This window comes from uncultured Pluralibacter sp. (genome assembly GCF_913775985.1).
GTDB lineage: Bacteria > Pseudomonadota > Gammaproteobacteria > Enterobacterales > Enterobacteriaceae > Pluralibacter.
In genome coordinates this window covers 1-24,614 of sequence record NZ_CAJYMB010000079.1, presented here as the reverse complement: position 1 = coordinate 24,614, position 24,614 = coordinate 1, and the positions used below count along the sequence as shown (strand labels likewise).

At 53.8% G+C, this 24,614-nt stretch carries 28 protein-coding genes and 1 other RNA gene; 18 read left to right on the top strand and 11 right to left on the bottom strand.

Annotated features, from left to right (window positions below; genetic code table 11):
- The 11 genes from QZ766_RS08475 to QZ766_RS08425 all read left to right on the top strand — a co-directional run bounded on the left by QZ766_RS08475 (position 1) and on the right by QZ766_RS08425 (position 9,536).
- A complete protein-coding gene (locus tag QZ766_RS08475; protein WP_297200164.1) occupies positions 1–909 on the top strand; it encodes a baseplate assembly protein in 909 nt (302 codons plus the stop codon).
- Complete coding sequence (locus QZ766_RS08470; RefSeq protein WP_297200161.1) at positions 902–1,513, top strand: phage tail protein I; 612 nt, start codon at positions 902–904, stop codon at positions 1,511–1,513. The genes QZ766_RS08475 and QZ766_RS08470 overlap by 8 nt, the downstream gene beginning before the upstream one ends.
- Positions 1,510–3,273 (top strand): phage tail protein, encoded by a 1,764-nt coding sequence (locus QZ766_RS08465; RefSeq protein WP_297200158.1) that lies wholly within the window; start codon positions 1,510–1,512, stop codon positions 3,271–3,273. Before QZ766_RS08470 ends, QZ766_RS08465 begins: the two co-directional genes overlap by 4 nt.
- A gap of 207 nt (positions 3,274–3,480) precedes the next feature.
- A complete protein-coding gene (locus QZ766_RS08460) occupies positions 3,481–4,671 on the top strand; it encodes a phage tail sheath protein (protein ID WP_297200155.1) in 1,191 nt (396 codons plus the stop codon).
- A gap of 12 nt (positions 4,672–4,683) precedes the next feature.
- Positions 4,684–5,202, top strand: coding sequence for a phage major tail tube protein (locus tag QZ766_RS08455; RefSeq protein ID WP_297200152.1), 519 nt, complete (start codon positions 4,684–4,686; stop codon positions 5,200–5,202).
- A gap of 60 nt (positions 5,203–5,262) precedes the next feature.
- Positions 5,263–5,544: a phage tail assembly protein gene (locus QZ766_RS08450; RefSeq protein WP_297200149.1), complete on the top strand. Its 282-nt coding sequence runs from the start codon at positions 5,263–5,265 to the stop codon at positions 5,542–5,544.
- A gap of 32 nt (positions 5,545–5,576) precedes the next feature.
- Positions 5,577–5,696, top strand: coding sequence for a GpE family phage tail protein (locus QZ766_RS08445; protein WP_297200146.1), 120 nt, complete (start codon positions 5,577–5,579; stop codon positions 5,694–5,696).
- Positions 5,689–7,713, top strand: coding sequence for a hypothetical protein (locus QZ766_RS08440; RefSeq protein WP_297200144.1), 2,025 nt, complete (start codon positions 5,689–5,691; stop codon positions 7,711–7,713). Before QZ766_RS08445 ends, QZ766_RS08440 begins: the two co-directional genes overlap by 8 nt.
- Positions 7,710–8,168 (top strand): phage tail protein, encoded by a 459-nt coding sequence (locus tag QZ766_RS08435; RefSeq protein ID WP_297200142.1) that lies wholly within the window; start codon positions 7,710–7,712, stop codon positions 8,166–8,168. The genes QZ766_RS08440 and QZ766_RS08435 overlap by 4 nt, the downstream gene beginning before the upstream one ends.
- Positions 8,168–9,268 carry a contractile injection system protein, VgrG/Pvc8 family gene (locus QZ766_RS08430; protein WP_297200139.1) on the top strand — a complete coding sequence of 367 codons (1,101 nt, stop codon included), beginning with the start codon at positions 8,168–8,170 and terminating at the stop codon, positions 9,266–9,268. The genes QZ766_RS08435 and QZ766_RS08430 overlap by 1 nt, the downstream gene beginning before the upstream one ends.
- A gap of 79 nt (positions 9,269–9,347) precedes the next feature.
- Positions 9,348–9,536 (top strand): ogr/Delta-like zinc finger family protein, encoded by a 189-nt coding sequence (locus QZ766_RS08425; protein WP_297200137.1) that lies wholly within the window; start codon positions 9,348–9,350, stop codon positions 9,534–9,536.
- A gap of 100 nt (positions 9,537–9,636) precedes the next feature.
- On the opposite strand, the gene rplS is transcribed toward QZ766_RS08425, so the two are convergent.
- From rplS to ffh, 5 genes are all read right to left on the bottom strand, one after another.
- Positions 9,637–9,984: a 50S ribosomal protein L19 gene (rplS, locus tag QZ766_RS08420; protein WP_297200134.1), complete on the bottom strand. Its 348-nt coding sequence runs from the start codon at positions 9,982–9,984 to the stop codon at positions 9,637–9,639.
- Between the two features lie 41 nt (positions 9,985–10,025).
- Entirely contained in the window at positions 10,026–10,793 is a 768-nt protein-coding gene (gene trmD / locus QZ766_RS08415; protein ID WP_297200131.1) for a tRNA (guanosine(37)-N1)-methyltransferase TrmD, read from the bottom strand.
- 30 nt (positions 10,794–10,823) lie between these two features.
- Positions 10,824–11,372: a ribosome maturation factor RimM gene (gene rimM / locus QZ766_RS08410; RefSeq protein WP_297200238.1), complete on the bottom strand. Its 549-nt coding sequence runs from the start codon at positions 11,370–11,372 to the stop codon at positions 10,824–10,826.
- 18 nt (positions 11,373–11,390) lie between these two features.
- Positions 11,391–11,639, bottom strand: coding sequence for a 30S ribosomal protein S16 (rpsP, locus tag QZ766_RS08405; protein ID WP_110277455.1), 249 nt, complete (start codon positions 11,637–11,639; stop codon positions 11,391–11,393).
- Between the two features lie 232 nt (positions 11,640–11,871).
- Positions 11,872–13,233, bottom strand: a complete 1,362-nt coding sequence (gene ffh, locus QZ766_RS08400) for a signal recognition particle protein (protein WP_297200125.1) — start codon at positions 13,231–13,233, stop codon at positions 11,872–11,874.
- 165 nt (positions 13,234–13,398) lie between these two features.
- Here ffh and QZ766_RS08395 point away from each other — a divergent pair, with 165 nt between their 5' ends.
- A complete protein-coding gene (locus QZ766_RS08395) occupies positions 13,399–14,190 on the top strand; it encodes an inner membrane protein YpjD (RefSeq protein WP_297200123.1) in 792 nt (263 codons plus the stop codon).
- An 18-nt stretch (positions 14,191–14,208) separates the two neighbouring features.
- Positions 14,209–15,495, top strand: coding sequence for an HlyC/CorC family transporter (locus QZ766_RS08390; protein ID WP_297200119.1), 1,287 nt, complete (start codon positions 14,209–14,211; stop codon positions 15,493–15,495).
- Positions 15,496–15,532: 37 nt separating this feature from the next.
- On the opposite strand, the gene grpE is transcribed toward QZ766_RS08390, so the two are convergent.
- On the bottom strand, positions 15,533–16,126 hold the full coding sequence (gene grpE / locus QZ766_RS08385; RefSeq protein ID WP_297200116.1) for a nucleotide exchange factor GrpE: 594 nt from the start codon (positions 16,124–16,126) through the stop codon (positions 15,533–15,535).
- Between the two features lie 122 nt (positions 16,127–16,248).
- Between grpE and nadK the strand changes: the two genes are divergently transcribed.
- The 3 genes from nadK to bamE all read left to right on the top strand — a co-directional run bounded on the left by nadK (position 16,249) and on the right by bamE (position 19,367).
- A complete protein-coding gene (nadK, locus tag QZ766_RS08380) occupies positions 16,249–17,127 on the top strand; it encodes an NAD(+) kinase (RefSeq protein WP_297200114.1) in 879 nt (292 codons plus the stop codon).
- Positions 17,128–17,212: 85 nt separating this feature from the next.
- The gene (gene recN / locus QZ766_RS08375; RefSeq protein WP_297200111.1) at positions 17,213–18,874 is read left to right on the top strand and encodes a DNA repair protein RecN; all 1,662 of its coding nucleotides are present in this window, start codon (positions 17,213–17,215) and stop codon (positions 18,872–18,874) included.
- Between the two features lie 148 nt (positions 18,875–19,022).
- Entirely contained in the window at positions 19,023–19,367 is a 345-nt protein-coding gene (bamE, locus tag QZ766_RS08370) for an outer membrane protein assembly factor BamE (RefSeq protein ID WP_297200108.1), read from the top strand.
- A 40-nt stretch (positions 19,368–19,407) separates the two neighbouring features.
- Here bamE and QZ766_RS08365 read toward each other — a convergent pair whose 3' ends face one another.
- Together QZ766_RS08365 and QZ766_RS08360 are read right to left on the bottom strand one after the other, a co-directional pair.
- Positions 19,408–19,695 (bottom strand): RnfH family protein, encoded by a 288-nt coding sequence (locus QZ766_RS08365; RefSeq protein ID WP_297200103.1) that lies wholly within the window; start codon positions 19,693–19,695, stop codon positions 19,408–19,410.
- Entirely contained in the window at positions 19,685–20,122 is a 438-nt protein-coding gene (locus tag QZ766_RS08360; RefSeq protein WP_297200101.1) for a type II toxin-antitoxin system RatA family toxin, read from the bottom strand. The genes QZ766_RS08365 and QZ766_RS08360 overlap by 11 nt, the downstream gene beginning before the upstream one ends.
- 147 nt (positions 20,123–20,269) lie before the next feature.
- On the opposite strand from QZ766_RS08360, the gene smpB reads away from it, so the two are divergent.
- Both smpB and ssrA read left to right on the top strand, forming a co-directional pair.
- Positions 20,270–20,752, top strand: a complete 483-nt coding sequence (smpB, locus tag QZ766_RS08355) for an SsrA-binding protein SmpB (RefSeq protein ID WP_297200099.1) — start codon at positions 20,270–20,272, stop codon at positions 20,750–20,752.
- A 99-nt stretch (positions 20,753–20,851) separates the two neighbouring features.
- Positions 20,852–21,214: a transfer-messenger RNA gene (gene ssrA, locus QZ766_RS08350) on the top strand.
- Between the two features lie 402 nt (positions 21,215–21,616).
- On the opposite strand, the gene QZ766_RS08345 is transcribed toward ssrA, so the two are convergent.
- From QZ766_RS08345 to QZ766_RS08335, 3 genes are read right to left on the bottom strand one after another with little or no spacing between them, the layout of a single operon-like run.
- Entirely contained in the window at positions 21,617–22,138 is a 522-nt protein-coding gene (locus tag QZ766_RS08345) for a hypothetical protein (protein ID WP_297200096.1), read from the bottom strand.
- A gap of 28 nt (positions 22,139–22,166) precedes the next feature.
- Positions 22,167–23,390 (bottom strand): XRE family transcriptional regulator, encoded by a 1,224-nt coding sequence (locus tag QZ766_RS08340; RefSeq protein WP_297200093.1) that lies wholly within the window; start codon positions 23,388–23,390, stop codon positions 22,167–22,169.
- Entirely contained in the window at positions 23,387–24,034 is a 648-nt protein-coding gene (locus QZ766_RS08335) for a hypothetical protein (protein ID WP_297200090.1), read from the bottom strand. Before QZ766_RS08335 ends, QZ766_RS08340 begins: the two co-directional genes overlap by 4 nt.
- Positions 24,035–24,614: the final 580 nt, after the last annotated feature.

Here is a 24,614-nt window from a genome sequence, read left to right as displayed (position 1 = left end):
ATGCCCATTATTGACCTGAGCCAGCTGCCCTCCCCCGATGTGGTTGAGACACTGGATTACGAAGACATTCTTTCAGAGCGCAAAGCCCGCCTGGTTGCGCTGCTGCCTGCTGACCAGCAGGATGCCGTTAGCCGTACGCTGGCGCTGGAGTCAGAACCCCTGACAAAGTTTCTCGAGGAGAACGCCTACCGCGAGGTGCTGCTTCGCCAGCGCGTAAACGAAGCCGCCCGTGCGGTGATGCTGGCTTATGCCCGGGGAAGCGACCTGGACGTGCTGGCGGCAAATAACAATACCCGGCGGCTCACCATTGTTCCGGGAGATGACACCACTGTGCCGCCGACCCCAGCAATAATGGAGTCCGATACCGATCTGCGCCTGCGCGCCCAGCAGGCATTTGAGGGTGTGAGTGTCGCAGGCCCGGTGGGGTCCTATGAATATCACGGGCGCAGCGCTGACGGCAGCGTCGCCGATATCTCCGTCATAAGCCCACAGCCCGCTTACGTCACGATAAGCGTATTGTCACGAGAAGGTAACGGTACCGCCAGCAAAGCGCTGCTGGATATTGTGGCCCAGGCGCTCAATGCAGAGAACGTTCGCCCGGTGGGCGACAGAGTGACGGTACAAAGCGCGGAAATTGTGCCCTACACCATTGATGCCACACTCTACTTTTATCCTGGCCCGGAAGCCGAACCCATTCGCAAGACGGCAGAAGCACAGCTAAAGGCATATATCACTACCCAGCATCGCCTTGGCCGCGATATCCGCAAGTCGGCAATCTATGCGGCCTTACACGTTGAGGGGGTACAGCGGGTCGAGCTGGCTGCACCGGTGCAGGATATTGTGCTGGATAAGCACCAGGCTTCCTGGTGCACCCAATACCGCATTACCTCAGGAGGCGAGGATGAATAACCATCGCCTTCTGCCGGTCGGATCCTCACTGCTTGAACTCGCCGCGGCAGATGCGGCGGCAGATATCGCCGGTGTTCCCGTCAATCTCAGCACGCTCTGGAACCCGCAAACCTGTCCGGCTGAACTGCTCCCCTGGCTTGCCTGGGCGCTCTCGGTCGACCGCTGGGATGAAAAATGGCCGGAGGCCACTAAACGCAGCGTTATTCAATCCTCTTTTTTCGTGCATCAGCATAAAGGCACCATCGGCGCGCTGCGCCGCGTGGTCGAGCCGCTGGGCTTTTTGATTGAGATTAAAGAGTGGTGGCAGCTGGACGAAACGCCCGGCACTTTTCGTCTTGTTGTCGGCGTTCTTGAGCAAGGCATCACCGAAGAAATGTATCAGGAGCTGGAACGTGTCATCGATGACGCTAAACCGGCCAGCCGCCATCTGAGCGGGCTGGCTATCAGCCTGACCGCATCCGGTTCTCTGTTTGTCGGCTCTGGCAGCTATGACGGCGATAGCCTCACGATTTACCCCTATACCCCCGAAGCTATTACCGTCGGCGGGGAATACTATCCGGCTTCGGCCATCCATTTAATTGACAACCTGAGAGTAAATGCATGACAGCAAAATTTTATGCCATTTTGACCAATCAGGGTGCGGCAAGGCTGGCTAACGCCGCCGCGCTGGGGACCAAGCTCAACCTGACGCAAATGGCCGTTGGGGATGCTAACGGTACGCTGCCGGCCCCCGATCCGGCCCAGACAAAACTGCTTAATCAGAAGCGTATTGCGCCGCTGAACAGGCTTTCTATCGATCCTGATAACGCCAGCCAGATCATCGCCGAGCAGGTCATTCCGGAAAATGAAGGCGGATTCTGGATCCGCGAACTGGGGCTATTTGACGACAGCGGTGCATTAATTGCTGTCGCCAACTGTCCCGAAACCTATAAGCCACTGCTGCAGGAAGGCAGCGGGCGTACCCAGACAATCCGCATGGTGCTGATTGTTTCCAGCACCGCAGCGGTCACGCTGAAAATCGATCCAGCGGTCGTACTGGCTACCCGGCAATATGTTGATGAGAAGGTCATTGAGGTAAAAGCCTATGCTGATGACCTGATGAAAAAGCATATTGCGGCTGATAATCCGCACGCGCAGTATCTGCAGGCCAAAAATAACCTCTCCGACGTGGCCGACAAGGCGAAAGGACGCAGTGCATTAGGGCTCGGCTCTGCGGCACTCAAAAACACCGGCACCAGCGGCGATGCTGTTCCGCTGGCCAACGGTGCAAATACCTGGTCAGCAAAGCAAACCTTTTCCGGCGGCGCCGAAGGTTCCCTGAGCGGCAATGCCACCACGGCCAGCAAGCTACAGGCTGCGCGGAAAATCGGCGGCGTAGCGTTTGATGGTTCGGCCGATATTACTCTCCCGGGCGTTAACGCCGCAGGTAATCAGGCCACCAGCGGCAATGCGGCTACGGCGACTAAACTGCAGACCACACGTAGCCTATGGGGAAACAATTTTGACGGTACAACTAGTATCGATGGAACCATTACAATCAAGGGTAGTGATGTCGACAATACTTTTTTTAAGCTAATTCACGGAGATAGCTCGACAGATGGTGGTTATGTTGCTGTCGGTAATAATGGAAAAGATAGAGGCTATGTAGAGTTAGGCACTACTGATGATGCAATAACTAGCATTTATGCTCGTAAAAGGGACGCCAAAAATACTGTTATTTCAACTGTCACAATTCTAGATGAAAGTAACAATACTATCTTCCCCGGTACCGTAAAGGCGCTCAAATTCGATGGTAATGCCGCTACAGCGACAAGGCTTACTACTACTCGCAACATCGGCGGCGCGTCATTTGACGGCACTGCCGACATATCGGTCGATACATTGCGCCAAAATCTTAATCTTGGTGAAGGCTCAGCCCTCCCTGTCGGCGTTCCAGTTCCGTGGCCAACCGCCACGCCGCCTGCCGGCTGGTTAATATGCAATGGTGCTACGTTTGATAAGGCGAAATATCCCAAACTGGCGCTTGCATACCCTACTGGAAAATTACCCGATCTGCGGGGAGAGTTTATTCGCGGGTGGGATAATGGGCGAGGGGTGGATATTGATCGACAATTATTAAGCTGGCAGGATGCTACATCTCTTACTGACTATCATGGTGATGGATCATTTAATAACAATGGAAACTCTGCGCCACCACAAAACTATTTTAAAAATTATGACAAAAAGGATTACGCAGGAGCGAGCTTTACCGCCTTCGGCACATTTTCCGGCAAAGCTGAGACTCAAACAGTTGATGGCATCACCAATTATTTATCTGTCCGCTCAAGGAATATCGCATTCAACTATATAGTTAGAGCCGCATAAATTATAAAATATTAAAGAAGTATCATTATCTGGCGATTAGCGGAAGATGAATTCTATATAATTTTAAACAAAAACGCCTTTAAAGGCGTTTTTTATTTCATAGAAAGTTTTATCCCGTTGTGCCACCCCCAACCCAACCCCAACAAATAGCGCCGCTCGCTGAATTAAGGAAAATAGCACTCACCCCAACACCACGGAGTAAATTGGATGAGTGACTACCACCACGGCGTACAGGTTGTCGAAGTTAACGACGGCACCCGCGTCATTTCAACAGTATCAACCGCCGTTATCGGCATGGTCTGCACCAGCGAAGACGCTGATGCGGTAATGTTTCCGCTGAACGTTCCTGTACTGGTAACTAACGTGCAGAGCGCTATTGGTAAGGCGGGCAGCAAAGGCACCCTCGCCTCCTCGCTGCAGGCTATTGCCGACCAGGCAAAACCCGTTATCGTCGTCATTCGCGTCGAAGAAGGTAAAGGCGATGACGAGAAGGCCGCACAGGCGCAGACCATCTCCAACATCATCGGCACCACCGACGCTAACGGTAACTATACCGGAATGAAGGCACTGCTGACCGCCGAAGCAGTCACCGGCGTGAAGCCGCGCATTCTCGGCGTTCCCGGACTCGACAGTAAAGAAGTGGCGACCGCACTGGCCTCTGTTTGCCAACAGCTGCGCGCTTTCGGCTATATCAGCGCCTGGCAGTGTAAAACAGTGTCTGAGGCTATCGCCTATCGTGAAAACTTCAGCCAGCGTGAACTGATGCTGATTTGGCCAGATTTTCTTGCCTGGGATACGGTCAACAGCACGAGTGCAACGGCTTATGCAACCGCCCGCGCCCTCGGCCTGCGCGCGAGCATCGACCAAACCACCGGCTGGCACAAAACCCTGTCTAACGTCGGCGTAAACGGCGTTACCGGCATCAGCACCTCGGTATTCTGGGATTTACAGTCATCCGGCACCGATGCTGATCTTCTAAACGAAGCCGGCGTTACCACCCTGGTCCGCAAGGACGGCTTCCGCTTCTGGGGCAACCGCACCTGTGCTGACGATCCGCTGTTCCTGTTTGAAAACTACACCCGCACGGCGCAAATCATTGCCGACACTATGGCAGAAGGCCATATGTGGGCGGTGGATAAGCCGGTTACCGCAACGCTGATCCGCGACATTATCGACGGCATTAACGCTAAGTTCCGCGAGCTGAAAACTAACGGCTACATCATCGATGCCAGCTGCTGGTTCGACGAGGACGCGAACGATGCCCAGACCCTCAAAGCAGGCAAATTGTACATCGATTACGACTATACCCCGGTGCCGCCTCTGGAAAACCTGACCCTGCGCCAGCGCATCACCGATAAATACCTGGCGAACCTGGCCTCTTCGGTCAACAGCAAATAAGGAACCTGATATATGGCAATGCCGCGTAAGTTGAAATTAATGAACGTGTTCCTCAATGGTTATAGCTACCAGGGAGTCGCTAAATCTATCACGCTGCCCAAGCTCACCCGCAAAATTGAAAACTACCGCGGGGCGGGGATGAACGGCAGCGCGCCCATTGATATGGGTCTTGACGATGATGCGCTGTCGATGGAGTGGTCCCTCGGCGGCTTCCCGGATTCGGTTATCTGGGAGCTGTATGCAGCCACCAGCATTGATGGCGTACCGATCCGCTTTGCCGGCTCCTATCAACGTGACGACACCGGCGATACCAGCGCTGTAGAAGTGCTGATGCGCGGGCGTCAGAAAGAGATCGACACCGGCGAGAATAAGCCGGGTGAAGACACCGAAGCGAAAATCTCCGTGGTCTGTACCTACTTCAAGCTGACTATCGACGGCAAAGAGCTGGTGGAGATCGATACTGTCAACATGATCGAGAAGATCAACGGTACCGATCGGCTCGAACAGCACCGCCGCAATATCGGTCTGTAACCTCTTCCGGCCAGCCCGGCTGGCCGGCTCTCTTTCAGTAAATACCTTTTTGAGGATCTTATGAGCAACGAAGTCGATAACGTCGTCACTCTGGAAACCCCCGTTAAGCGCGGCGAGCAGCTGATCGATACCCTGACGCTGATGAAGCCTAATGCCGGTACCCTGCGCGGCCTGAGCCTGGCAGCCGTGGCAAATGCCGAAGTGGATGCACTGATTAAGGTGCTGCCGCGCATGACCTCCCCTTCCCTGACCGAGCAGGAAATCGCCGCGCTGGATCTGGTAGATATGGTCGCTCTCGCAGGCAAGGTGGTCGGTTTTTTGTCGCCGAATGCGGCACGGTAAGTTTCCCAAAAAACTTATCGGTTGACGATCTGATGGCGGATGTCGCGGTAATTTTCCACTGGCCGCCGTCAGAGCTCAGCCTGATGAGCCTGACTGAACTTATCTCATGGCGCGAGAAAGCGCTCCAGCGAAGCGGAAATACCTATGAGTAACAGCGCAAACCTCAAAAAATTGCTCTCGGCGGTCAAGCGGGCGAAGCGGCCGCTCAGCCCGAAAAATACGGAAAAGACGGAGAGCGTTTCACTGTTTGGTGGCCTGAAGGTCGCTAAAGATAGTCAGCCCGGACTCAGCGCCCAGATTGGGATGATTGACAGCTTTACCCGGGCAAAAAAATCACTCGCCGCGATTAATCAGGAACTTAAAACTGCCAAACTTAACGCCGGAATGCTGCAGCAAAGTGGGCCGCCCACCCGCGCGCAGGCAGGCCAGCTCAATCGCGAGTACAAACGCGTCAACCGGCTTCAGCAAAAGCGCGACGTAGCAAAAGAAACGTTGAAAGCACGCCGGGACATGCTCAAAGAAACCGGCATCAGCCCTGCCGATGCGCAAAAGAGCAAGATCGCGCTGCAGGAGAAAAAAAGCAGTCTGCAGGCGAAGCAAAAAGCCAGGATTGAGCAGATCTCCGCGCTGGGCAGCAGCAGCCTGAAGTTTGCCACCGGCGGTTTTAACCTCGGTAAAAAGCTGCTGATGAACGGCTACGAACAGTCGCTAAAAAAAAATGATTCTCCTCTGGCTTCTGATATTACTGGTCATTTGGCGCCAGGTGACAGTGACAGTCTGCGAGCGCCGGAAACCTCACGCCTGCAAATGTCATATCAGCAGCAGAACAATCCGGTCGGGACCGTAAACAGCGATCCAACAGCATCTGTACGCGCAAATGCCGCGATCTCCGGCACGGGCGCAGGTGCGGATTTACAGACTATTCAGTCTTCTTACCAGACGCAGGGCGCAGCCGACGTATTCAATATCCAGATAGAGGAAAATAGCGGCAGCGGATCCCCCGGGCCGCAAACCGCGCCAGATAGCCGCGCAGCCGCCGGCCTACAAATTATTCAGTCTTCTTTCCAGACGCTGAACGGCGCGCAAGCTTTACCCTCTCTGGATCCGAAAAGTCCAGTCGGTCTCCTCACCGGACTAGCAAATTCACCGGTCCGCGCGGCAAGCAGCGGTCTGCAGGTGGTTCAATCGTGTTATCAGGTGATGAACGGTCCCCCCGCGCCGGTCGGCCAGGGTGCAGAAATGACAGCTGCCTCACAGGAAATTCAGCAACCTCATGGTTCAGCGTCAGATTTGCACGCTATCGGCACTTCGTATCAGACGCTGAACACTCCAGCCACCCTGCCGTCAAAATCTGCCCCCGGATCTGCGCCCGGTGGTACTCAGGGCAGCAATCTGGGAACCGATCTACAGGGGCTTCAGGAAGTGTGGCAGTCCCTCAGCGTAGATATTTTTAGCCAGCAGGAGTCTTCTTTGCGATCGCTGGTGCAGACAGCCACGCTGTATCTCGGGCAGCTGCAGCAGTGGGTGCAAAATAATCAGGGGCTGGCGCGAACGTTTGGCGTTATCGCCGCAGTCGTCATTGGCGTTGCGGGAGCAATCGGTTTTGTTGCGAGTGTTGTTGCGCCGGTAATCAGCGGCATCGGGATCCTCATTACCGTCGCCACTACGGTCGGCAGCGTTTTTGCGACGGTATTTGGCGCTATCGGCGTAGTGATAGCAGCTATAGGTTCCCCGATAGCGATCGTTGGCCTTATGGTAGCCGGAGTTATCGCCTTCGTACTGGCTAAGATAGGCATCCTGAATAAAACCTGGGAAGCGATTGTCAGTGCTTACGACAAAGTTAAAGAGAAGCTCGGTCTCGGCAGCGCAGACGCCTCCGCGCCCCCACCTGATGCCGCAGTAGGTGCTCTGGGTATCGCAAGCGATCCTAAGCTTCTCAAGAGCGGCGCTCAGGCATCTAACTTTAACCATTACCAGGCCGTCACGCCTGCAGCAAGCAATAGTTTTACCGATCAGAGTCAGACGGCGTTCAATATTACGCTTCAGGGAGACACCGCGCCGGGCAGCGACAGCCAGCGGCAACTGATGGCGATACTTGAACAGCACGAAGATAACAAACGCAATAAATCACTTTCGCAATTCGGACGAATGGGAGGGTTAGCACGATGATGCTGGCGCTGGGATATTTTGTCTTTATGCAAAAGACGCTGCCTTTTCAGAGCACGACACGCACTGCCGGATTCAGCTGGAAATCAAACGATCGGGTAGGGAAACGGGCAGCATTTCAATATACTGGCCCCGATACTGAAACAATGACCATCACTGGTGAACTCTACCCGGAGCTTACCGGTGGCTTACCAACACTTTCCCTGGTGCGTCAGATGGCGGCGCTGGGTAAAGCGTGGCCGCTAATCAATGGTTCCGGCATTATTTACGGTATGTTCGTCATAACCTCACTGCGCGAGGAGAGTACGCTATTTCACAGCGACGGTTCGCCGCGCAAAATCACCTTCACGCTGCAGTTAACCCGCGTAGATGAATCAGCAGAAGCCATGCTTAGCGATTTGCGGGATCTGGGTGAGCAGGCATGGGGCAGCCTGAGCAATGCGTTGGGAGTAAGCTAATGCTCGATACGTTGACTAACTCCCTGGCGAGAGTCTCCACGCCTGCCTTCATGCTTAGCCTCTTCCACGAAGATGGCAGTTTCATGGCCGAGATCACCGATAATGTCTATCCGAGGCTGATAAGCCTGAATATCGTCGATAACCGCGGTTTCGAAGCCGATACCTTTACTCTGGTACTGGACGATAGCGACGGCGAGATCCAACTGCCGGAGCGCCACAAGCGGCTCAGGGTGGCCTTGGGCTACAAGGAAGGGACTTTAATCGGCGTGGGTGATTTCATTATCGATCAGGTTGTTCACGAAGGCACGCCGGACCGCGTCACTGTTACGGGGCGCAGCGCCGACTTCGCCGGGACGTTTAACACAGAGCGGGACGAGTCATGGCATGACACCACTCTGGGTGCCGTTGTTGAAGCCATTGCCACACGTAACAAGATGGAGTCAGCGGTTGCCGAAGCCCTGGCGCCGATCAAAATTGCCCATCTCGATCAGTCGCAGGAGTCCGACGCCAGTTTTCTGCGCCGGCTGGCAATACGCAATGGCGCCGAAATAGCCGTGAAGTGGAACACGCTGATGCTTATCCAGCCCGGACGAAACCGCAACGCGCGCGGCACGCTTTTCGAGCCGGTCACGCTTTACCGCAGCGATGGCGATATGCACAAGTTCAGTACCGCCGACCGCCTGAATTACAGCGGGGTCACCGCGCGCTGGCTGGATACGCGTACGCCAAAGAAGCAAACGCCTAAGGTAGGGCTGACTGCTGCGACGAAAGAGAAACCCGCTTATACGGCCGGTAGCAAAGGAAATACCTATGCGATGGCAACAATTTTCGCCACCCAGGCTGAGGCAAAGATCGCCGCAGATGCGCTGTGGAGCGCACTCCAGCGTAATACAGCCAGTTTTACCTTCACGCTCGCTAAAGGACGGGCGGACCTGACTCCGGAAACCCCGGTGCAGGTTGTGGGCTTCAAAGCGGTCATTGATAACATGCCCTGGGTCATCAATAAGGTCACCCACGTGATGTCCCGCGACGGATACATCACAAAACTCGAGCTGGAAGTAAAAATTGATGAAGGACAGTATGAACTTCAAAGCAGTTAGCAAAAGAAAATCATAACTTGCATTTGCAAGTTAATGGCGTAATATTCTTCCTGTACACAACGCAAAGGAGGGAATTACGATGATGCATTGCCCAATCTGCCAGAAGCCGGCTCACGCCCGTTCAAGCCGTTACCTTAGCGCAGAGACAAAAGAGCGCTATCATCAGTGCCAGAATATCCAGTGTGGATGCACTTTTGTGACTCACGAGAGCCTGGCACGCTATATCGTTAAACCTGCACCGGCTACCGCGGTTCAGGCTGGAGGATGAGGTCGCAGTTAATACAAATGCGTACATTACATCGCATTTGCAATAAAAAAGGGCTGACCTCGCGGTCAGCCCTTTTCGCTGGATGTCGCCTAAGCGAATCTTAGTTAAGACGCTCTTTGATACGAGCAGACTTACCAGTACGCTCACGCAGGTAGTACAGTTTAGCTTGACGAACGGCACCACGACGTTTAACAGCAATGCTGTCTACAACCGGAGAGTGAGTCTGGAATACACGCTCTACGCCTTCGCCGTTGGAAATTTTGCGAACAGTGAATGCAGAATGCAGACCGCGGTTACGAATAGCGATAACCACGCCCTCGAATGCCTGCAGACGTTTTTTGGAACCTTCAACAACCCATACTTTCACTTCCACGGTATCGCCCGGGCGGAAGGAAGGTACGTCCTGCTTCATCTGCTCTTGTTCGATTTGCTTAATAATGTTGCTCATAATTTAATCTCTTATCCTGGGTAAACTGATATCTCGGGGGCTTACGCCATCCCATCATGTTTATGCTGCTGTTGTGCGTGTTCCGCTTTGAACTCCGCCAGCAACCTTGCTTGCTCTTCAGTCAGAGCCAGGTTTTCCAGAAGTTCAGGTCTTCTCAGCCAGGTCCGGCCCAGCGACTGCTTCAGGCGCCAGCGGCGTATCTCGGCATGGTTACCGGACAGTAATACTGCCGGAACTTCCATCCCTTCTAACACTTCAGGACGGGTATAGTGTGGACAGTCCAGAAATCCTTCAGCAAAGGAATCTTCTGTTGCCGATGACTCATGGCCCAGTACGCCCGGAATGAACCGGGACACCGAGTCAATCAGCGTCATCGCCGGTAACTCACCACCGCTAAGAACGTAATCGCCGATAGACCATTCTTCGTCAATCTCGGTCTGAATTACGCGCTCGTCTATCCCTTCGTAGCGTCCACACACCAGAATTAGCTTCTGATTGGTGGCCAGCTCGCTGACGCCCGCTTGATCAAGCTTGCGTCCCTGAGGTGAAAGATAGATCACCTTCGCGCCTTCACCTGCCGCGGCTTTTGCTGCATGAATGGCATCCCGCAAGGGTTGTACCATCATTAGCATCCCCGGTCCGCCGCCGTAAGGACGTTCGTCCACGGTACGGTGCCGGTCATGAGCGAAATCACGCGGACTCCAGCTCTTGATGCTCAGCAGGCCATTTTTTACTGCCCGGCCAGTTACCCCGTAGTCGGTAATCGCGCGGAACATTTCAGGAAACAGGCTGATTATGCCAATCCACATAGCGCCGTCTTTTACCGTTAATCCGGAGATTTAAAAACCAGGATCCCAATCTACTTCAATGGTTTGAGTAGTGAGATCGACTTTCTTGATAACCTGCCCATCGAGGAACGGAATCAGCCGCTCCTTGATACCAAATGCATCTTTCAGGTTTGCCTTCACGACGAGAACGTCGTTTGACCCGGTTTCCATCATATCGATGACTTTACCGAGGCTGTAGCCTTCAGCGGTCACTACCTGGCAGCCCATAAGGTCTTTCCAGTAATAGTCACCCTCTTCGAGCGCAGGCAGCTGCGAGGAATCGACGACAATTTCGCAATTCGTCAGCAGATTCGCGGCATCCCGATCGTCAATGCCTTTCAGCTTGATGACCAGATCCTGATTGTGGTGGCGCCAGCTTTCCAGCTCGACCTCCTGCCACTGACCCGCCTTCTGGATAAACCAGGGCTGATAGTCAAAAATGCTTTCGGCGTCTTCGGTGGAGGAAAACACTCTGAGCCAACCACGAATGCCATAGGAAGAGCCCATTTTGCCGAGAACAATCGGCTCAACGGGTGCTTTTGCGGCGAGTTGCTTGCTCATCATGATCACCGTGACAGATTAAGCTGCTTTATTAGCGGCTTTGATCAGCGTCGCAACGCGATCGGAAACAGTAGCGCCCAGGCCAACCCAGTGAGCGATACGATCCAGATCCAGGCGAGTTTCTTCTTCGTTCGCAGAAGCGATCGGGTTGAAGAAACCAACGCGCTCGATGAAGCGACCGTTGCGTGCGTTACGGCTATCAGTAACGACAACCTGGTAGAACGGGCGCTTTTTGGCGCCGTGACGTGCTAAACGAATAGTTACCATAACATCCTCTTGTGTGAATAAAACACCGGGCCCCATCGAGGAACGGAGCCCGGTGTCATATTAAAAGCCCGAAAATTTTACTGATTTCTGCAGAAAATGCAATCAGCAGTTGCTGCAGAGGGTGAAAAGAGCGCGGCGTGCGGACGGTTTAATCGCCACACGCCGCGCTGTCGCTGAGGCGCCTGCAATGAATGCGGGCGCTGCGAGGGTAAATTGCGCAGCGGCCGGAAGTTTAGCGACCCGGGAAACCCGGCGGCATCATCCCTTTCATACCGCGCATCATTTTCGCCATGCCGCCCTTCTTCATCTTCTTCATCATCCGCTGCATGTCGTCGAACTGCTTCAGAAGGCGGTTAACGTCCTGCACCTGCATCCCGCAGCCGGCGGCGATGCGGCGCTTGCGGGAACCTTTGATGATTTCAGGTTTGGCGCGCTCTTTCAGCGTCATCGAATTGATGATCGCTTCCATACGCACCAGCACTTTATCGTCCATCTGCGATTTCACGTTGTCCGGGATCTGGCCCATGCCCGGCAGTTTGCCCATCAGGCTGGCCATGCCGCCCATGTTTTTCATCTGGCGCAGCTGCTCGAGGAAGTCAGTCAGGTCGAAGCCGTCGCCTTTCTTGAGCTTGCTCGCCAGCTTCTCGGCCTGAGCGCGGTCAACTTTGCTTTCAATATCTTCGATAAGCGACAGCACGTCGCCCATCCCCAGAATGCGCGAAGCGATGCGATCCGGATGGAACGGCTCCAGCGCGTCGGTCTTTTCACCCACGCCGAGGAACTTGATCGGCTTGCCGGTAATGTGGCGAATGGAGAGCGCCGCACCGCCGCGGGCGTCGCCGTCCACTTTGGTCAGCACCACGCCGGTCAGCGGCAGCGCTTCGTTAAACGCTTTCGCAGTATTCGCCGCATCCTGACCGGTCATGGCGTCAACGACAAACAAGGTTTCGACCGGCTTGATGGAGGCGTGGACCTGCTTAATTTCGTCCATCATCGCTTCATCAACGTGCAGGCGACCGGCGGTATCCACCAGCAGCACGTCGTAAAACTTCAGCTTCGCCTCTTTCAGCGCGGCGTTAACGATGTCTACCGGCTTTTGGGCAACGTCAGACGGGAAGAAATCGACACCGACCTGCTCGGCCAGCGTTTCCAGCTGCTTGATCGCCGCCGGGCGATAGACGTCCGCAGAAACGACCAGCACTTTCTTCTTGTGCTTCTCGCGCAGGAACTTGCCGAGCTTGCCGACGCTGGTGGTTTTACCCGCACCCTGCAGGCCCGCCATCAGCACCACAGCCGGCGGCTGCGCCGCCAGGTTCAGACTCTGGTTCTCTTCGCCCATCGCCGACACCAGCTCCTGGCGCACGATTTTGACGAATTCCTGGCCCGGGGTCAGGCTCTTGTTAACTTCATGCCCCACCGCGCTCTCTTTAACGCGGCTGATGAAATCACGCACCACCGGCAGCGCGACGTCGGCCTCCAGCAGCGCCATGCGCACTTCGCGCAGGGTATCTTTAATGTTGTCTTCGGTAAGGCGTCCGCGGCCGCTGATGTTGCGCAGCGTACGCGACAAACGATCGGTTAAATTATCAAACATTGTCTCTCGCCTGAGGTGGAAACGGTGGCCGCTAAGCGCGACACGTAGACAGAAATTTGCCCGAGTATAACACGACAGAAGACCAGTTGTGATGCAACGGTTGGAGCCGGAGTCGCGTAACGGTATACTACTTCTCTTTAATTACACGCCAACATCGACATCCCTATGCCTGTTTTTGCTCTGCTCGCCCTTGTTGCCTACTCCATCAGCCTGGCGCTGATCGTTCCCGGCCTGCTGCAAAAAAACAGCGGCTGGCGGCGCATGGCGATTATTTCGGCAGTGGTGGCCCTCGTCTGCCACGGGCTCGCGCTCCACGCGCGCATTTTCCCCGACAGCGGAATGGGGCAAAACCTGAGCCTGCTGAATATCAGTTCGCTGGTGAGCCTGATCATCTGCGCGGTAATGACGATTGTCGCCTCGCGCAACCGCGGCTGGCTCCTGCTGCCAATTGTGTATGCCTTTGCGCTGATTAATCTCGCCTTTGCTACCTTTATGCCCAACGCGTTTATTACCCATCTGGAAACCACGCCGGGCATGCTGGTACATATTGGCCTGTCGCTGTTTGCCTATGCGACGCTGATCATTGCCGCACTCTACGCGCTGCAGCTGGCGTGGATTGATTATCAGCTCAAAAATAAAAAGTTGACCTTCAGCAGCGAACTGCCGCCGCTGATGAGCATCGAACGCAAGATGTTCCACATCACCCAGGTTGGCGTGGTTCTGCTTACCCTCACACTCTGCACCGGCCTGTTTTACCTGCATAACCTCTTCAGCGTTGAAAATCTCGATAAAGCGGTTTTGTCGATTTTCGCATGGTTTGTCTACATCGTGCTGCTGTGGGGGCACTATCATAAAGGGTGGCGCGGCCGCCGCGTCGTCTGGTTCAACATGGCTGGCGCAGGTCTTCTGACGCTGGCGTACTTCGGTAGCCGCGTCCTTCAGCAGTTTATTAGTTAAGTCTTTAAGGAATTTTCGTTGGAACATATCTCAACCACCACACTAATCATTACGCTCATCGTGATGGTGGTCGTCTCGGCCTGGTTCGCCGGCTCTGAAACCGGCATGATGACGTTAAACCGCTACCGGCTGCGTCATAAATCCATGCAAGGAAACAAAGCAGCAAAGCGCGTTGAAAAGCTGCTGCGCAAACCGGATCGCCTGATAAGTCTGGTGCTTATCGGCAACAACCTCGTCAACATTCTCGCCTCGGCCATCGGCACCATTGTCGGCATGCGCCTGTACGGCGATGCGGGCGTCGCTATCGCCACCGGGATTTTAACCTTCGTGGTGCTGCTGTTCGCCGAAGTGCTGCCCAAAACCATTGCCGCCCTCTATCCGGAAAAGGTCGCTTATCCGAGCAGCTTCCTGCTGGCACCGCTGCAGGTGCTGATGATGCCGATTGTCTGGCTGCTCAACGCCATTGCCCGCCTGCTAATGCGCGCGATGGGCATAAAAACCGATATCGCCATGAGCTCCGCGCTGAGCAAAGACGAGCTGCGCACGCTGGTGAACGAATCCCGCTCGCAAATCTCCCGCCGCAACCAGGACATGCTGCTGTCGGTGCTGGATCTGGAGAAGGTGAGCGTTAACGACATCATGGTGCCACGCAACGAAATCGTCGGCATTGATATTAACGACGACTGGAAATCCATCGTTCGCCAGCTGACCCACTCTCCCCACGGGCGTATCGTGCTGTACCGCGACTCGCTGGATGACGCCATCAGCATGCTGCGCGTGCGCGAAGCCTATCGCCTGATGACCGAGAAAAAAGAGTTCACCAAAGAGGTGATGCTGCGGGCGGCAGATGAAATCTACTTTGTGCCGGAAGGCACCCCGCTCAGCACTCAGCTGGTGAAGTTTCAGCGCAACAAGAAGAAAGTCGGCCTGGTGGTCGACGAGTACGGCGATATTCAGGGGCTGGTGACAGTGGAAGACATTCTGGAAGAGATTGTCGGTGACTTTACCACTTCTATGTCCCCTACGCTGGCGGAAGAAGTGACGCCGCAGAATGACGGTTCGGTGATTATTGACGGCAGTGCCAACGTGCGCGAGCTGAACAAAGCCTTTAACTGGCATCTTCCGGAAGATGAAGCCCGCACCATCAACGGCATGATTCTGGAAGCGCTGGAAGAGATTCCGCTGGCGGGTACCCGCGTGCGTATTGACCAATACGACATCACTATCCTCGACGTGCAGGACAATATGATTAAGCAGGTGAAGGTGATGCCGGTGAAGCCGATTCGGGAGAGTGTAAAAGAGTAATCCTCTCCCGGGCGGGAGAGGATCGAAGCGGGGGCGCTTAGCCCTTCGCTTTGGCGACAGACACCATTGCTGCGCGGATGGTGCGGCCGTTCAGGGTGTAACCTTTCTGCATCACCATCAGCACGTTGCCCGGCGCAACCTCTTCAGATTCCACCATCGCAATGGCCTGGTGCACGTTCGGGTCCATCGGCACGTTAGTATCGCCAACCACTTCCACGCCGTACTTGCGCACCACGTCGAGCATCGATTTCTGGGTAAGCTCAATGCCTTCCACCATCGGTGCCAGGTCAGGATTATTTTTGTCCGCCACTTCCAGCGCGCGATCGAGGCTATCGATCACCGGCAGCAGGTCATTGACGAACTTCTCCAGCGCAAACTTGTGCGCCTTCTCAACGTCCTGCTCGGTGCGGCGGCGCAGGTTTTCCATCTCGGCCTTGGCGCGCATCAGACTGTCGCGCTCGCGGTTCTGAGCTTCGGTTAGCTGCGTTTCAAGGTTGGCAATGGTCTCATCGCGCGGATCCACCTGCCCAGCAGTCGCTTCAGCCTCAACGGCCTCGACTTCTTCCTGCTGCTCCTTGATGAACTCTTCCGGGGCTTGTCCCTCAGGCGTTTTCTGATCTTGACTACTCATGAATTTCTCCGCGTTTTTTCGTATTTATCTCGCTAACTTCGCTTATTATGGGGATTGCTTCGCGCGTTTCAAGGGAAGCTGGCATATTGTCACTCTTCATTTGGCACAAGGATCACCAGACAATGAATAATCATTTCAAGTGTATCGGGATAGTTGGCCATCCCCGCCACCCGACGGCGCTGACCACACATGAAATGCTCTACCGCTGGCTCACCGCCAAAGGGTTTAACGTCATCGTCGAACAGCAGATTGCCCGCGAGCTGCAGCTTAACAGCGTCGCCACCGGCACGCTGGCCGAAATTGGCCAGCAGGCGGATCTGGCCGTCGTGGTCGGCGGCGACGGCAACATGCTCGGCGCGGCGCGCACGCTGGCCCGCTACGACATTAAAGTTATCGGTATCAACCGCGGCAATCTCGGCTTTCTGACCGACCTCGATCCGGACAATGCCCAGCAGCAATTAGCTGACGTGCTTGAGGGTCATTATATCACCGAGCAGCGCTTTCTGCTGGAAGCGCAGGTGTGCCAGCAGGACTGTCAGAAGCGCATCAGCACCGCCATTAACGAAGTGGTGTTGCACCCCGGCAAGGTCGCGCACATGATCGAGTTTGAAGTCTATATTGATGAGATTTTCGCCTTCTCGCAGCGCTCGGACGGGCTGATTATCTCCACGCCTACCGGTTCAACCGCCTACTCTCTTTCGGCGGGCGGCCCCATTCTTACGCCGTCCCTCGACGCCATCACCCTGGTGCCCATGTTCCCGCACACGCTTACCGCAAGGCCGCTGGTGATCAACAGCAGCAGCACGATCCGCCTGCGTTTTGCCCATCCGCGCAACGACCTGGAGATCAGCTGCGACAGCCAGATTGCGCTGCCCATCCAGGAGGGCGAAGACGTACTGATTCGCCGCTGTGACTACCATCTGAATCTGATTCATCCCAAAGATTACAACTATTTCAATACGTTGAGCTCTAAGTTGGGCTGGTCAAAAAAATTGTTCTGAAAAGCATCCAGCCTCTTTACTGTATAAAAAACCAGTTTATACTGTATACAAACACAGTTATGGTTTTTCATACAGGAAGACGGCTATGCTGGCACAACTGACCATCAGCAATTTTGCAATCGTACGCGAGCTTGAAATCGATTTTCACAGCGGCATGACGGCGATCACCGGTGAAACCGGTGCAGGCAAATCTATCGCGATTGATGCACTCGGGCTGTGCCTGGGCAACCGCGCGGAAGGCGATATCATCCGCGCCGGTGCCAGCCGTGCCGACCTGTGTGCCCGCTTTAATCTCAAAGACACCCCCGCCGCCCTGCGCTGGCTTGAGCAAAACCAGCTCGAAGACGGTCGTGAGTGTTTACTTCGCCGCGTCATCAGCAGCGACGGGCGCTCCCGCGGCTTTATCAATGGCACCGCGGTGCCGGTATCCCAGCTGCGCGAACTTGGCCAGCTGCTGATTCAGATCCACGGCCAGCACGCGCACCAGCTGCTGGTGAAACCCGAACACCAGAAAACCCTGCTGGATGGCTATATCGGTGAGCAAGTGCTAACTCAGCGCATGAGCGAGCAGTACGCCGAATGGCACCAGAGCTGCCGTGCCCTCGCCCATCATCAGCAGCTGAGTCAGGAGCGCGCTGCCCGCGCCGAGCTGCTGGAGTACCAGCTCAAAGAGCTCAACGAGTTTCAGCCGCAGCCCGGCGAATTCGAACAAATTGACGAAGAGTACAAGCGGCTGGCCAACAGCGGCCAGCTGCTCAGCACCAGCCAGAACGCGCTCAGCCTGCTGGCGGACGGCGAAGACAGTAACCTGCAGAGCCAGCTTTATACCGCGCGCCAGCTGCTCGGCGAGCTCGCGGGCATGGACAGCAAACTCTCCGGCGTGCTGGACATGCTCGAAGAAGCCGCAATCCAGATTAGCGAAGCCAGCGACGAGCTGCGCCACTACTGCGACCGCCTCGACCTCGATCCGAACCGCCTGTTCGAGCTGGAGCAGCGCATTGCCCGCCAGATCTCGCTGGCGCGCAAGCACCATGTTCGCCCCGAGGAGCTGCCGGCGTTTCACCAGTCGATGCTCGACGAGCAGCAGCAGCTTGACGATCAGGCCGACTCGCTGGAAACCCTCAGCCTGGCGGTGCACACTCACCACGCCCAGGCTCTGGAAACCGCGCGGCAGCTGCACGTGCTGCGCCAGGCCGGTGCCGACGAGCTGAGCGCGCTGATCAGCGAAAGTATGCACTCACTGTCGATGCCGCACGGCCTGTTCTCTATCGCAGTGAATTTTGAAGAGTCGCACCTGACCGCTGACGGCGCGGACCGCATTGAATTTCGCGTTACCACCAACCCGGGCCAGCCACTGCAGCCGATTGCGAAAGTGGCCTCCGGCGGCGAGCTGTCGCGCATTGCGCTGTCGATTCAGGTGATCACCGCCCGCAAAATGGAAACCCCGGCGCTTATCTTTGATGAGGTGGACGTTGGCATCAGCGGCCCGACCGCCGCGGTGGTCGGCCAGCTGCTGCGCCAGCTCGGCGATTCCACCCAGGTCATGTGCGTTACCCACCTGCCGCAGGTTGCCGGCTGCGGCCACCACCACTTCTTTGTCAGCAAAGAGACCGACGGCGCCATGACGGAAACCCGGATGCAGCCGCTGGATAAACGCGCTCGCCTCCAGGAGCTGGCCCGCCTGCTGGGCGGCAATGAAGTGACCCGCAACACCCTGGCGAATGCCAAAGAGTTGCTGGCGGCATAAACTTTTTCGGGATCGGGGAGTCTGAGTTGTCAGCAAAAAAACGCTAACAGACCGACGACAAGGTTTAATTGTGAAGAAAGGTCTATTATCATCGGCATATTATAAATGAGCCGTGAACTGCTCAGGCCCGAAAAGGAATGAAATCACTATGCGCTGTAAAATGCTGACTGCTGCCGCAGCGGTTCTACTGATGTTGACCGCAGGTTGCTCCACTCTGGAACGCGTGGTTTACCGACCTGACATTAATCAGGGCAACTACCTGACCCCAACCGACGTTGCGAAAATCCGCGTCGGAATGACGCAACAGCAGGTTGCCTACGCGCTGGGCACGCCGATGATGTCCGATCCGTTTGGCACCAATACCTGGTTCTACGTCTTCCGACAGCAGCCGGGCCATGAAAAAGTGACCCAGCAAACCCTGACGCTGACCTTCAACAGCGGCGGCGTACTGACCAATATCGACAACAAGCCGGCGTTAACGAAAGATAACTGATTGGCTGACGGACAAAAAAAAGCGCTCAATGAGCGCTTTTTTATTTTGCGGCCTTCTCCGCCCGCTGGCGGCGAAGCTCTTTGGGATCGGCAATCAGCGGGCGGTAGATCTCCACCCTGTCGCCTTCGTGGACCTCATCGCCCAGTTTCGCCGGGCGGCTCCAGATACCCACTTTATTCTTTGCCAGATCGATATCGGTGCGCAGCTCAACCAGCCCGCTGGCAATTATCGCCTGCTCGACGGTGGCGCCTTCCGGCACGCTGACCTGCAGCAGATACTGCTTCTCGGGAAGCGCATAAACCACTTCCAGACGGATATTAGCCGGCACTGTAAACCTCTTTCGCGCGGTTGGTGAATGCCTGCACCATGTTCAATGCCAGCTCTTTAAAAATGCGGCCAAAGGCCAGCTCGATAAGCTTATTGGTAAACTCAAAATCCAGCTGGAATTCAATTTTGCAGGCGTCGCTGCTCAGCGGAATAAAGGTCCAGCCGCCAATCAGCTTTTTAAACGGCCCGTCCACCAGATTCATGAGGATGCTCTGATTTCGGGTCAGCGTATTGCGCGTGGTAAAGGTTTTGCTGATCCCGGCTTTCGAGACATCCACAGCGGCGGTCATCTGCGTCGCATCCGCATCCAGCACCCGGCTGCCGGTGCAGCCCGGCAGGAAAGCAGGATAGGATTTCACGTCGTTGACGAGTTGGTACATTTGTTCCGCGCTAAAGGGCACCAGCGCTGTACGACTAATCTGGGGCATGGCTATTTCCGGTCATATACACGGCGTAAATAATATCATTTATACCCTGCGAAAAAAAACGCCGCACCGCAACTCGTGCTAAGATAGCCCATTGCGCCTCGCGGGACAGCTTGAGGCAAGATACTGTAAAGACGACTTCAGGATATTATGAGCAAGAAAAAACCCCACAAACCTGGATCTGCTACCATCGCGCTGAACAAACGCGCCCGCCATGAATACTTCATTGAAGAAGAGTTCGAAGCTGGCCTCTCGCTGCAGGGCTGGGAAGTCAAATCCCTGCGCGCTGGCAAAGCCAACATCGGCGACAGCTACGTCATTCTGAAAGACGGAGAAGCCTACCTGTTCGGCGCTAACTTCACGCCGCTGGCGGTCGCCTCCACGCACTATGTCTGCGATCCTACCCGCACCCGCAAGCTGCTGCTCAACCAGCGCGAGCTGGATAACCTTTATGGCCGCATCAACCGCGACGGCTACACCGTGGTTGCGCTCTCCCTCTACTGGAAGAACGCCTGGTGCAAAGTCAAAATTGGCGTGGCGAAAGGTAAGAAGCAGCACGACAAGCGCTCCGACCTGAAACAGCAGGAGTGGGCGCGCGATAAAGAACGCATCATGAAGAACGCGGGGCGTTAATGCCCTGCCGGCAGGCCGAGTGCGCATTTACTGACCGCATATCCCTTTGATAGCGGTAGAAGTTTCTTCTCAAGGTCTGCTATACTGTTGAAACACATTGGGGCTGATTCTGGATTCGACGGGATTTGCGAAACCCAAGGTGCATGCCGAGGGGCGGTTGGCCTCGTAAAAAGCCGCAAAAAATAGTCGCAAACGACGAAAACTACGCTTTAGCAGCTTAATAACCTGCTCTGAGCCTTCTCTCCCTAGCTTCCGCTCTTAAGACGGGGATCAAAGAGAAGTCAAACCCAAAAGAGATCGCGTGGAGGCCCTGCCTGGGGTTGAAGCGTTAAAACTAATCAGGCTAGTTTGTCAGTGGCGTGTCTGTCCGCAGCTGGCCAGCGAATGTAAAGACTGACTAAGCATGTAGTACCGAGGATGTAGGAATTTCGGACGCGGGTTCAACTCCCGCCAGCTCCACCAAAATTCTCCATCGGTGATTACCAGAGTCATCCGATGAAGTCCTGAAAGCCCGCATGGCGTAAGTCATGCGGGCTTTTTTGTACCTTCAATTTGTCCCGCGAAGTCCGAAGAGAACTCATTAAATCCGAACCTTTTAGGCCCATTGATGGTGAAATATAAAATTTCCCTCCGAGCATAAAGCAATGAGCATCATGAATAAAACCGGTGAAACAGATGATGATTTACTAACTCTATACGAGGTATGCGGGATGCTACGGATAACCAAAAGACACTTTGTAAATGGAACAATACGCACCGTTATCGCCAACTGCTGGCTCCGCTCCGGTTTTCTGCGAAGGTAATATACTATGAACAGCACAATCTGAAAGCGTTTATCGATAAATGTCGCAGGAAGTATTTAGTTTATTCCGGGGATGAGATTTTCCATCCCATAACCTCGAGTTCTCTACAAATAAATTGGTATGTAGGTAGTATCTCTTCCAGATTCGCATGTTTTTGTACGAAGATTGAAAAAGCCAAAACCGCACTCATTTTTTCTTTATAGAAGAAGTATTGTCTTAGCGGATGTTTATCTGCGCCATATGCTGGAAATTCTATCTCAGTATACTTATCCCCCATATTTTTATGGAATTGGTCCAAGGTAAGATCATAGATCTTTGAATCAACCTCAACCCAAAAATGATGATATAACCTATTGCGAGTAGAGCCATGTACCACTTTTATGATATCGCGCGTAAAAAAGTGGCTAAGAAGCATCCCCAGAAATACAGATGCACCTTGGCAACAATTCTCAGGAAACATGCTGAAGAATGGCACTCCCGACTCATCAAAATAATCGAAGTTTTCTTCAAAAACACTTCGCAGATCTTTGGCGAGCTTTGTAACTAATCCGTCCATAATTGTTTCTATTATAAAAAAAGCCATGCATTTAACATGCATGGCTACGTGGACATTAAGAATTAGAGCGCTTAGATGGTCTCGTAAATTGTACCAAAGCTCCTTTATGCTCGTTAGCCTGCTCGTCACGCCGCTCAGCCAGCATCGATTTTAATTTTGCCAGATGCACAACAGCAGCCTTCTTGCCGGTCAGATAGCCCTCGGGTAAACCAACCATCATTTCGACATCGATAGCAGACAATCCCGCAAATGCAGCAAGCCGTTCAACTGAAATAATTCCAGAAGACGCCAGCAATTCAATAGTACGTTTTAACAAACGTGGTTTTTCAGGCTCACGATAATCATCTCCCGGCTCTGATTTCACTCCCCAACGTGCTGAACGGCGTTTATAAAGATTTTGCTTCTCTTCTTCCGTAATAATATTCAGCACATGCAAACGCATGATGCTTGCCGCGACAGAAATACCGTAGCGTTGTTTAATTAAAAGCAAGCTATCTAATGTGACCGGCGTTCTAATTTCTTCGGCAAATGTCTCGGCAGGAAGCAGCAGCGCCCCCGCAAATTTATGAGCCTGGCTCTCCTTCAGCTTATAACGTTCAGCTTCGAGCTCGTTGCCAACGTAGCGGTGAAGGATCAGATGTCCAATTTCGTGAGCAAGGTCAAATCTGCTGCGAAAAGCATTACCTTTATCGGAAGAGAGGAGAACAAAAGGAACACTTAGAGTATTACTCCAAGCGGAAAGCCCTTCAATCTGCGCGACACCTGTTTCCTCTCTGACAACGATAATACCGTTACTCTCTGCGGCTAAAGCAAGGTCCGGTATTTCCTTTGTACCAAGATTCCAAAGGGCACGGCACTCATTAGCGGCATCTTCGATATCTGCATCACTAATTTCATCGATATTTTTAAAACTACGGTGCGGTAATTTTAGCTCCGGCAGATCTACAAAATCAGTCAGCTTAGTAACCAATTCATTAGCCCAATGGATTCGCGTTTCTAACATTGCTCGTGCTGCTACATGAGCTGATGCATTACTTCTGAACAGGGGCTTTGACATCCGCGGCAACAGAGGACGCGTAAACCATTCAGGAGTAACATTTACGACGGTAGCCAGACGTTCTAAAGCCTCAGATTCTGGAGCCTGCTGACCGGAACGCCATTTGCTAATGGTTGCTGGTGATACGCCCACCATCGTAGCTAATTGAGTTTGTGAAAGCCGCCGGGCGGCTAGTACTTGCACTAGCCTATCCGGTTGAAATTCAGCGATGCCTCGGCTCATACATCATCTTCCTCGGTTCCATCTTTTTTGATAATGCCCTTTTTGAGCCCAGGGAATGCATTATCTTCTTGGGACGGAACTACATCATATCTGGTTAAAAAAAGTTCAAGTGGCTCATGGAATACCCAGCTCTTACCATCAGAACTTGGAACAACAAGCTCAATTGACATAGGAGATTCAGGCTGGGTCTGCAACGAACCGGAAAAACGGCATACTACGAACAGTGTAGCTTTTGGCACATCAGAACCATCGGAGAATAAATCCGGTTGCACCACTTTTTCCACAAATACGTTCTCAGCAATGAGCGTTTGCTTACGTTTACTACGAAAAAGCTTCTTCCACTGATTGTCGTTGTAGCTTTCGCGAGCAAGGGTGAAGATACCGCTATGGCCTTCTACAATACGGTTGCCACACAATTTCCCCGGGTGACAGCCATTCGCCTCGAACACTTCATGAATGGTTTCATTCAAATTAAGATAGCGTTCAAGGCCAAGCGCAGTTGCTCTGTGCCCTTGGCTTTTCTTTTTTGCAGAATCAAAAGAACGCTTTGACGCCGCGTAAATCGCGTCGGAAAGGGCCATGATGAGTTGTTTTGGAACATGCTGAACGATTAGATCTGCAATTTTAGATTTTTTCACGACCATTTCCTATCACTGTCAATGATAGTCGTGATTTTACGCCAATATTTTTTCGCGTGTCCACAAAAAAGTATCAAAAAGTTTCCCTTACGCGAAAAATCACATCGATGATGGTATTTATTTTATCGCCCCGATAGCACCGACGTTGTACTTTTGCTCTGAAATAAAGCGGTATAATAAGATAATTGGAGGCTATCCTGACGGGGTGGAAAGTGGCCACGCCTTGCCGCCTGTCACACTCATTTTCTCAAGGCAGTGACGTGTAAGGCGAACGTGCATGAGAGCTCTTAAAAACCTGTTGGTATACTATCCTCTGTCTCTTAAGGCCCATAAGCTCAACCGCAATGATTTTGTCGGGAGAGCAATCCAAACTGCACGCGCAATTTTTAAGCATTCCTTTTGAGTTTGTACCCAAGGCTGTGCCCAAAAGAAAATCAAGAAAAGCAAAACGTAGCAATGTGGACTGACCCCACCCCGGTAGACGATCCTGCTCTATAGTTTGAGCATAGGAGGAGCGTATGGGCACACCACGATTTACCCCTGAATTTAAGGAAGAAGCCGTCCGTCAGATAACGGAGCGCGGCTA

What these genes read in the sequence shown, in the direction of transcription:
- QZ766_RS08475 (WP_297200164.1), top strand. Translation starts at nt 1, where the DNA reads ATGCCCATTATTGACCTGAGCCAGCTGCCCTCCCCCGATGTGGTTGAG.
- QZ766_RS08470 (WP_297200161.1), top strand. Translation starts at nt 902, where the DNA reads ATGAATAACCATCGCCTTCTGCCGGTCGGATCCTCACTGCTTGAACTC.
- QZ766_RS08465 (WP_297200158.1), top strand. Translation starts at nt 1,510, where the DNA reads ATGACAGCAAAATTTTATGCCATTTTGACCAATCAGGGTGCGGCAAGG.
- QZ766_RS08460 (WP_297200155.1), top strand. Translation starts at nt 3,481, where the DNA reads ATGAGTGACTACCACCACGGCGTACAGGTTGTCGAAGTTAACGACGGC.
- QZ766_RS08455 (WP_297200152.1), top strand. Translation starts at nt 4,684, where the DNA reads ATGGCAATGCCGCGTAAGTTGAAATTAATGAACGTGTTCCTCAATGGT.
- QZ766_RS08450 (WP_297200149.1), top strand. Translation starts at nt 5,263, where the DNA reads ATGAGCAACGAAGTCGATAACGTCGTCACTCTGGAAACCCCCGTTAAG.
- QZ766_RS08445 (WP_297200146.1), top strand. Translation starts at nt 5,577, where the DNA reads ATGGCGGATGTCGCGGTAATTTTCCACTGGCCGCCGTCAGAGCTCAGC.
- QZ766_RS08440 (WP_297200144.1), top strand. Translation starts at nt 5,689, where the DNA reads ATGAGTAACAGCGCAAACCTCAAAAAATTGCTCTCGGCGGTCAAGCGG.
- QZ766_RS08435 (WP_297200142.1), top strand. Translation starts at nt 7,710, where the DNA reads ATGATGCTGGCGCTGGGATATTTTGTCTTTATGCAAAAGACGCTGCCT.
- QZ766_RS08430 (WP_297200139.1), top strand. Translation starts at nt 8,168, where the DNA reads ATGCTCGATACGTTGACTAACTCCCTGGCGAGAGTCTCCACGCCTGCC.
- QZ766_RS08425 (WP_297200137.1), top strand. Translation starts at nt 9,348, where the DNA reads ATGATGCATTGCCCAATCTGCCAGAAGCCGGCTCACGCCCGTTCAAGC.
- rplS (WP_297200134.1), bottom strand. Translation starts at nt 9,984, where the DNA reads ATGAGCAACATTATTAAGCAAATCGAACAAGAGCAGATGAAGCAGGAC.
- trmD (WP_297200131.1), bottom strand. Translation starts at nt 10,793, where the DNA reads ATGTGGATTGGCATAATCAGCCTGTTTCCTGAAATGTTCCGCGCGATT.
- rimM (WP_297200238.1), bottom strand. Translation starts at nt 11,372, where the DNA reads ATGAGCAAGCAACTCGCCGCAAAAGCACCCGTTGAGCCGATTGTTCTC.
- rpsP (WP_110277455.1), bottom strand. Translation starts at nt 11,639, where the DNA reads ATGGTAACTATTCGTTTAGCACGTCACGGCGCCAAAAAGCGCCCGTTC.
- ffh (WP_297200125.1), bottom strand. Translation starts at nt 13,233, where the DNA reads ATGTTTGATAATTTAACCGATCGTTTGTCGCGTACGCTGCGCAACATC.
- QZ766_RS08395 (WP_297200123.1), top strand. Translation starts at nt 13,399, where the DNA reads ATGCCTGTTTTTGCTCTGCTCGCCCTTGTTGCCTACTCCATCAGCCTG.
- grpE (WP_297200116.1), bottom strand. Translation starts at nt 16,126, where the DNA reads ATGAGTAGTCAAGATCAGAAAACGCCTGAGGGACAAGCCCCGGAAGAG.
- nadK (WP_297200114.1), top strand. Translation starts at nt 16,249, where the DNA reads ATGAATAATCATTTCAAGTGTATCGGGATAGTTGGCCATCCCCGCCAC.
- recN (WP_297200111.1), top strand. Translation starts at nt 17,213, where the DNA reads ATGCTGGCACAACTGACCATCAGCAATTTTGCAATCGTACGCGAGCTT.
- bamE (WP_297200108.1), top strand. Translation starts at nt 19,023, where the DNA reads ATGCGCTGTAAAATGCTGACTGCTGCCGCAGCGGTTCTACTGATGTTG.
- QZ766_RS08360 (WP_297200101.1), bottom strand. Translation starts at nt 20,122, where the DNA reads ATGCCCCAGATTAGTCGTACAGCGCTGGTGCCCTTTAGCGCGGAACAA.
- smpB (WP_297200099.1), top strand. Translation starts at nt 20,270, where the DNA reads ATGAGCAAGAAAAAACCCCACAAACCTGGATCTGCTACCATCGCGCTG.
- QZ766_RS08345 (WP_297200096.1), bottom strand. Translation starts at nt 22,138, where the DNA reads ATGGCTTTTTTTATAATAGAAACAATTATGGACGGATTAGTTACAAAG.
- QZ766_RS08340 (WP_297200093.1), bottom strand. Translation starts at nt 23,390, where the DNA reads ATGAGCCGAGGCATCGCTGAATTTCAACCGGATAGGCTAGTGCAAGTA.
- QZ766_RS08335 (WP_297200090.1), bottom strand. Translation starts at nt 24,034, where the DNA reads ATGGTCGTGAAAAAATCTAAAATTGCAGATCTAATCGTTCAGCATGTT.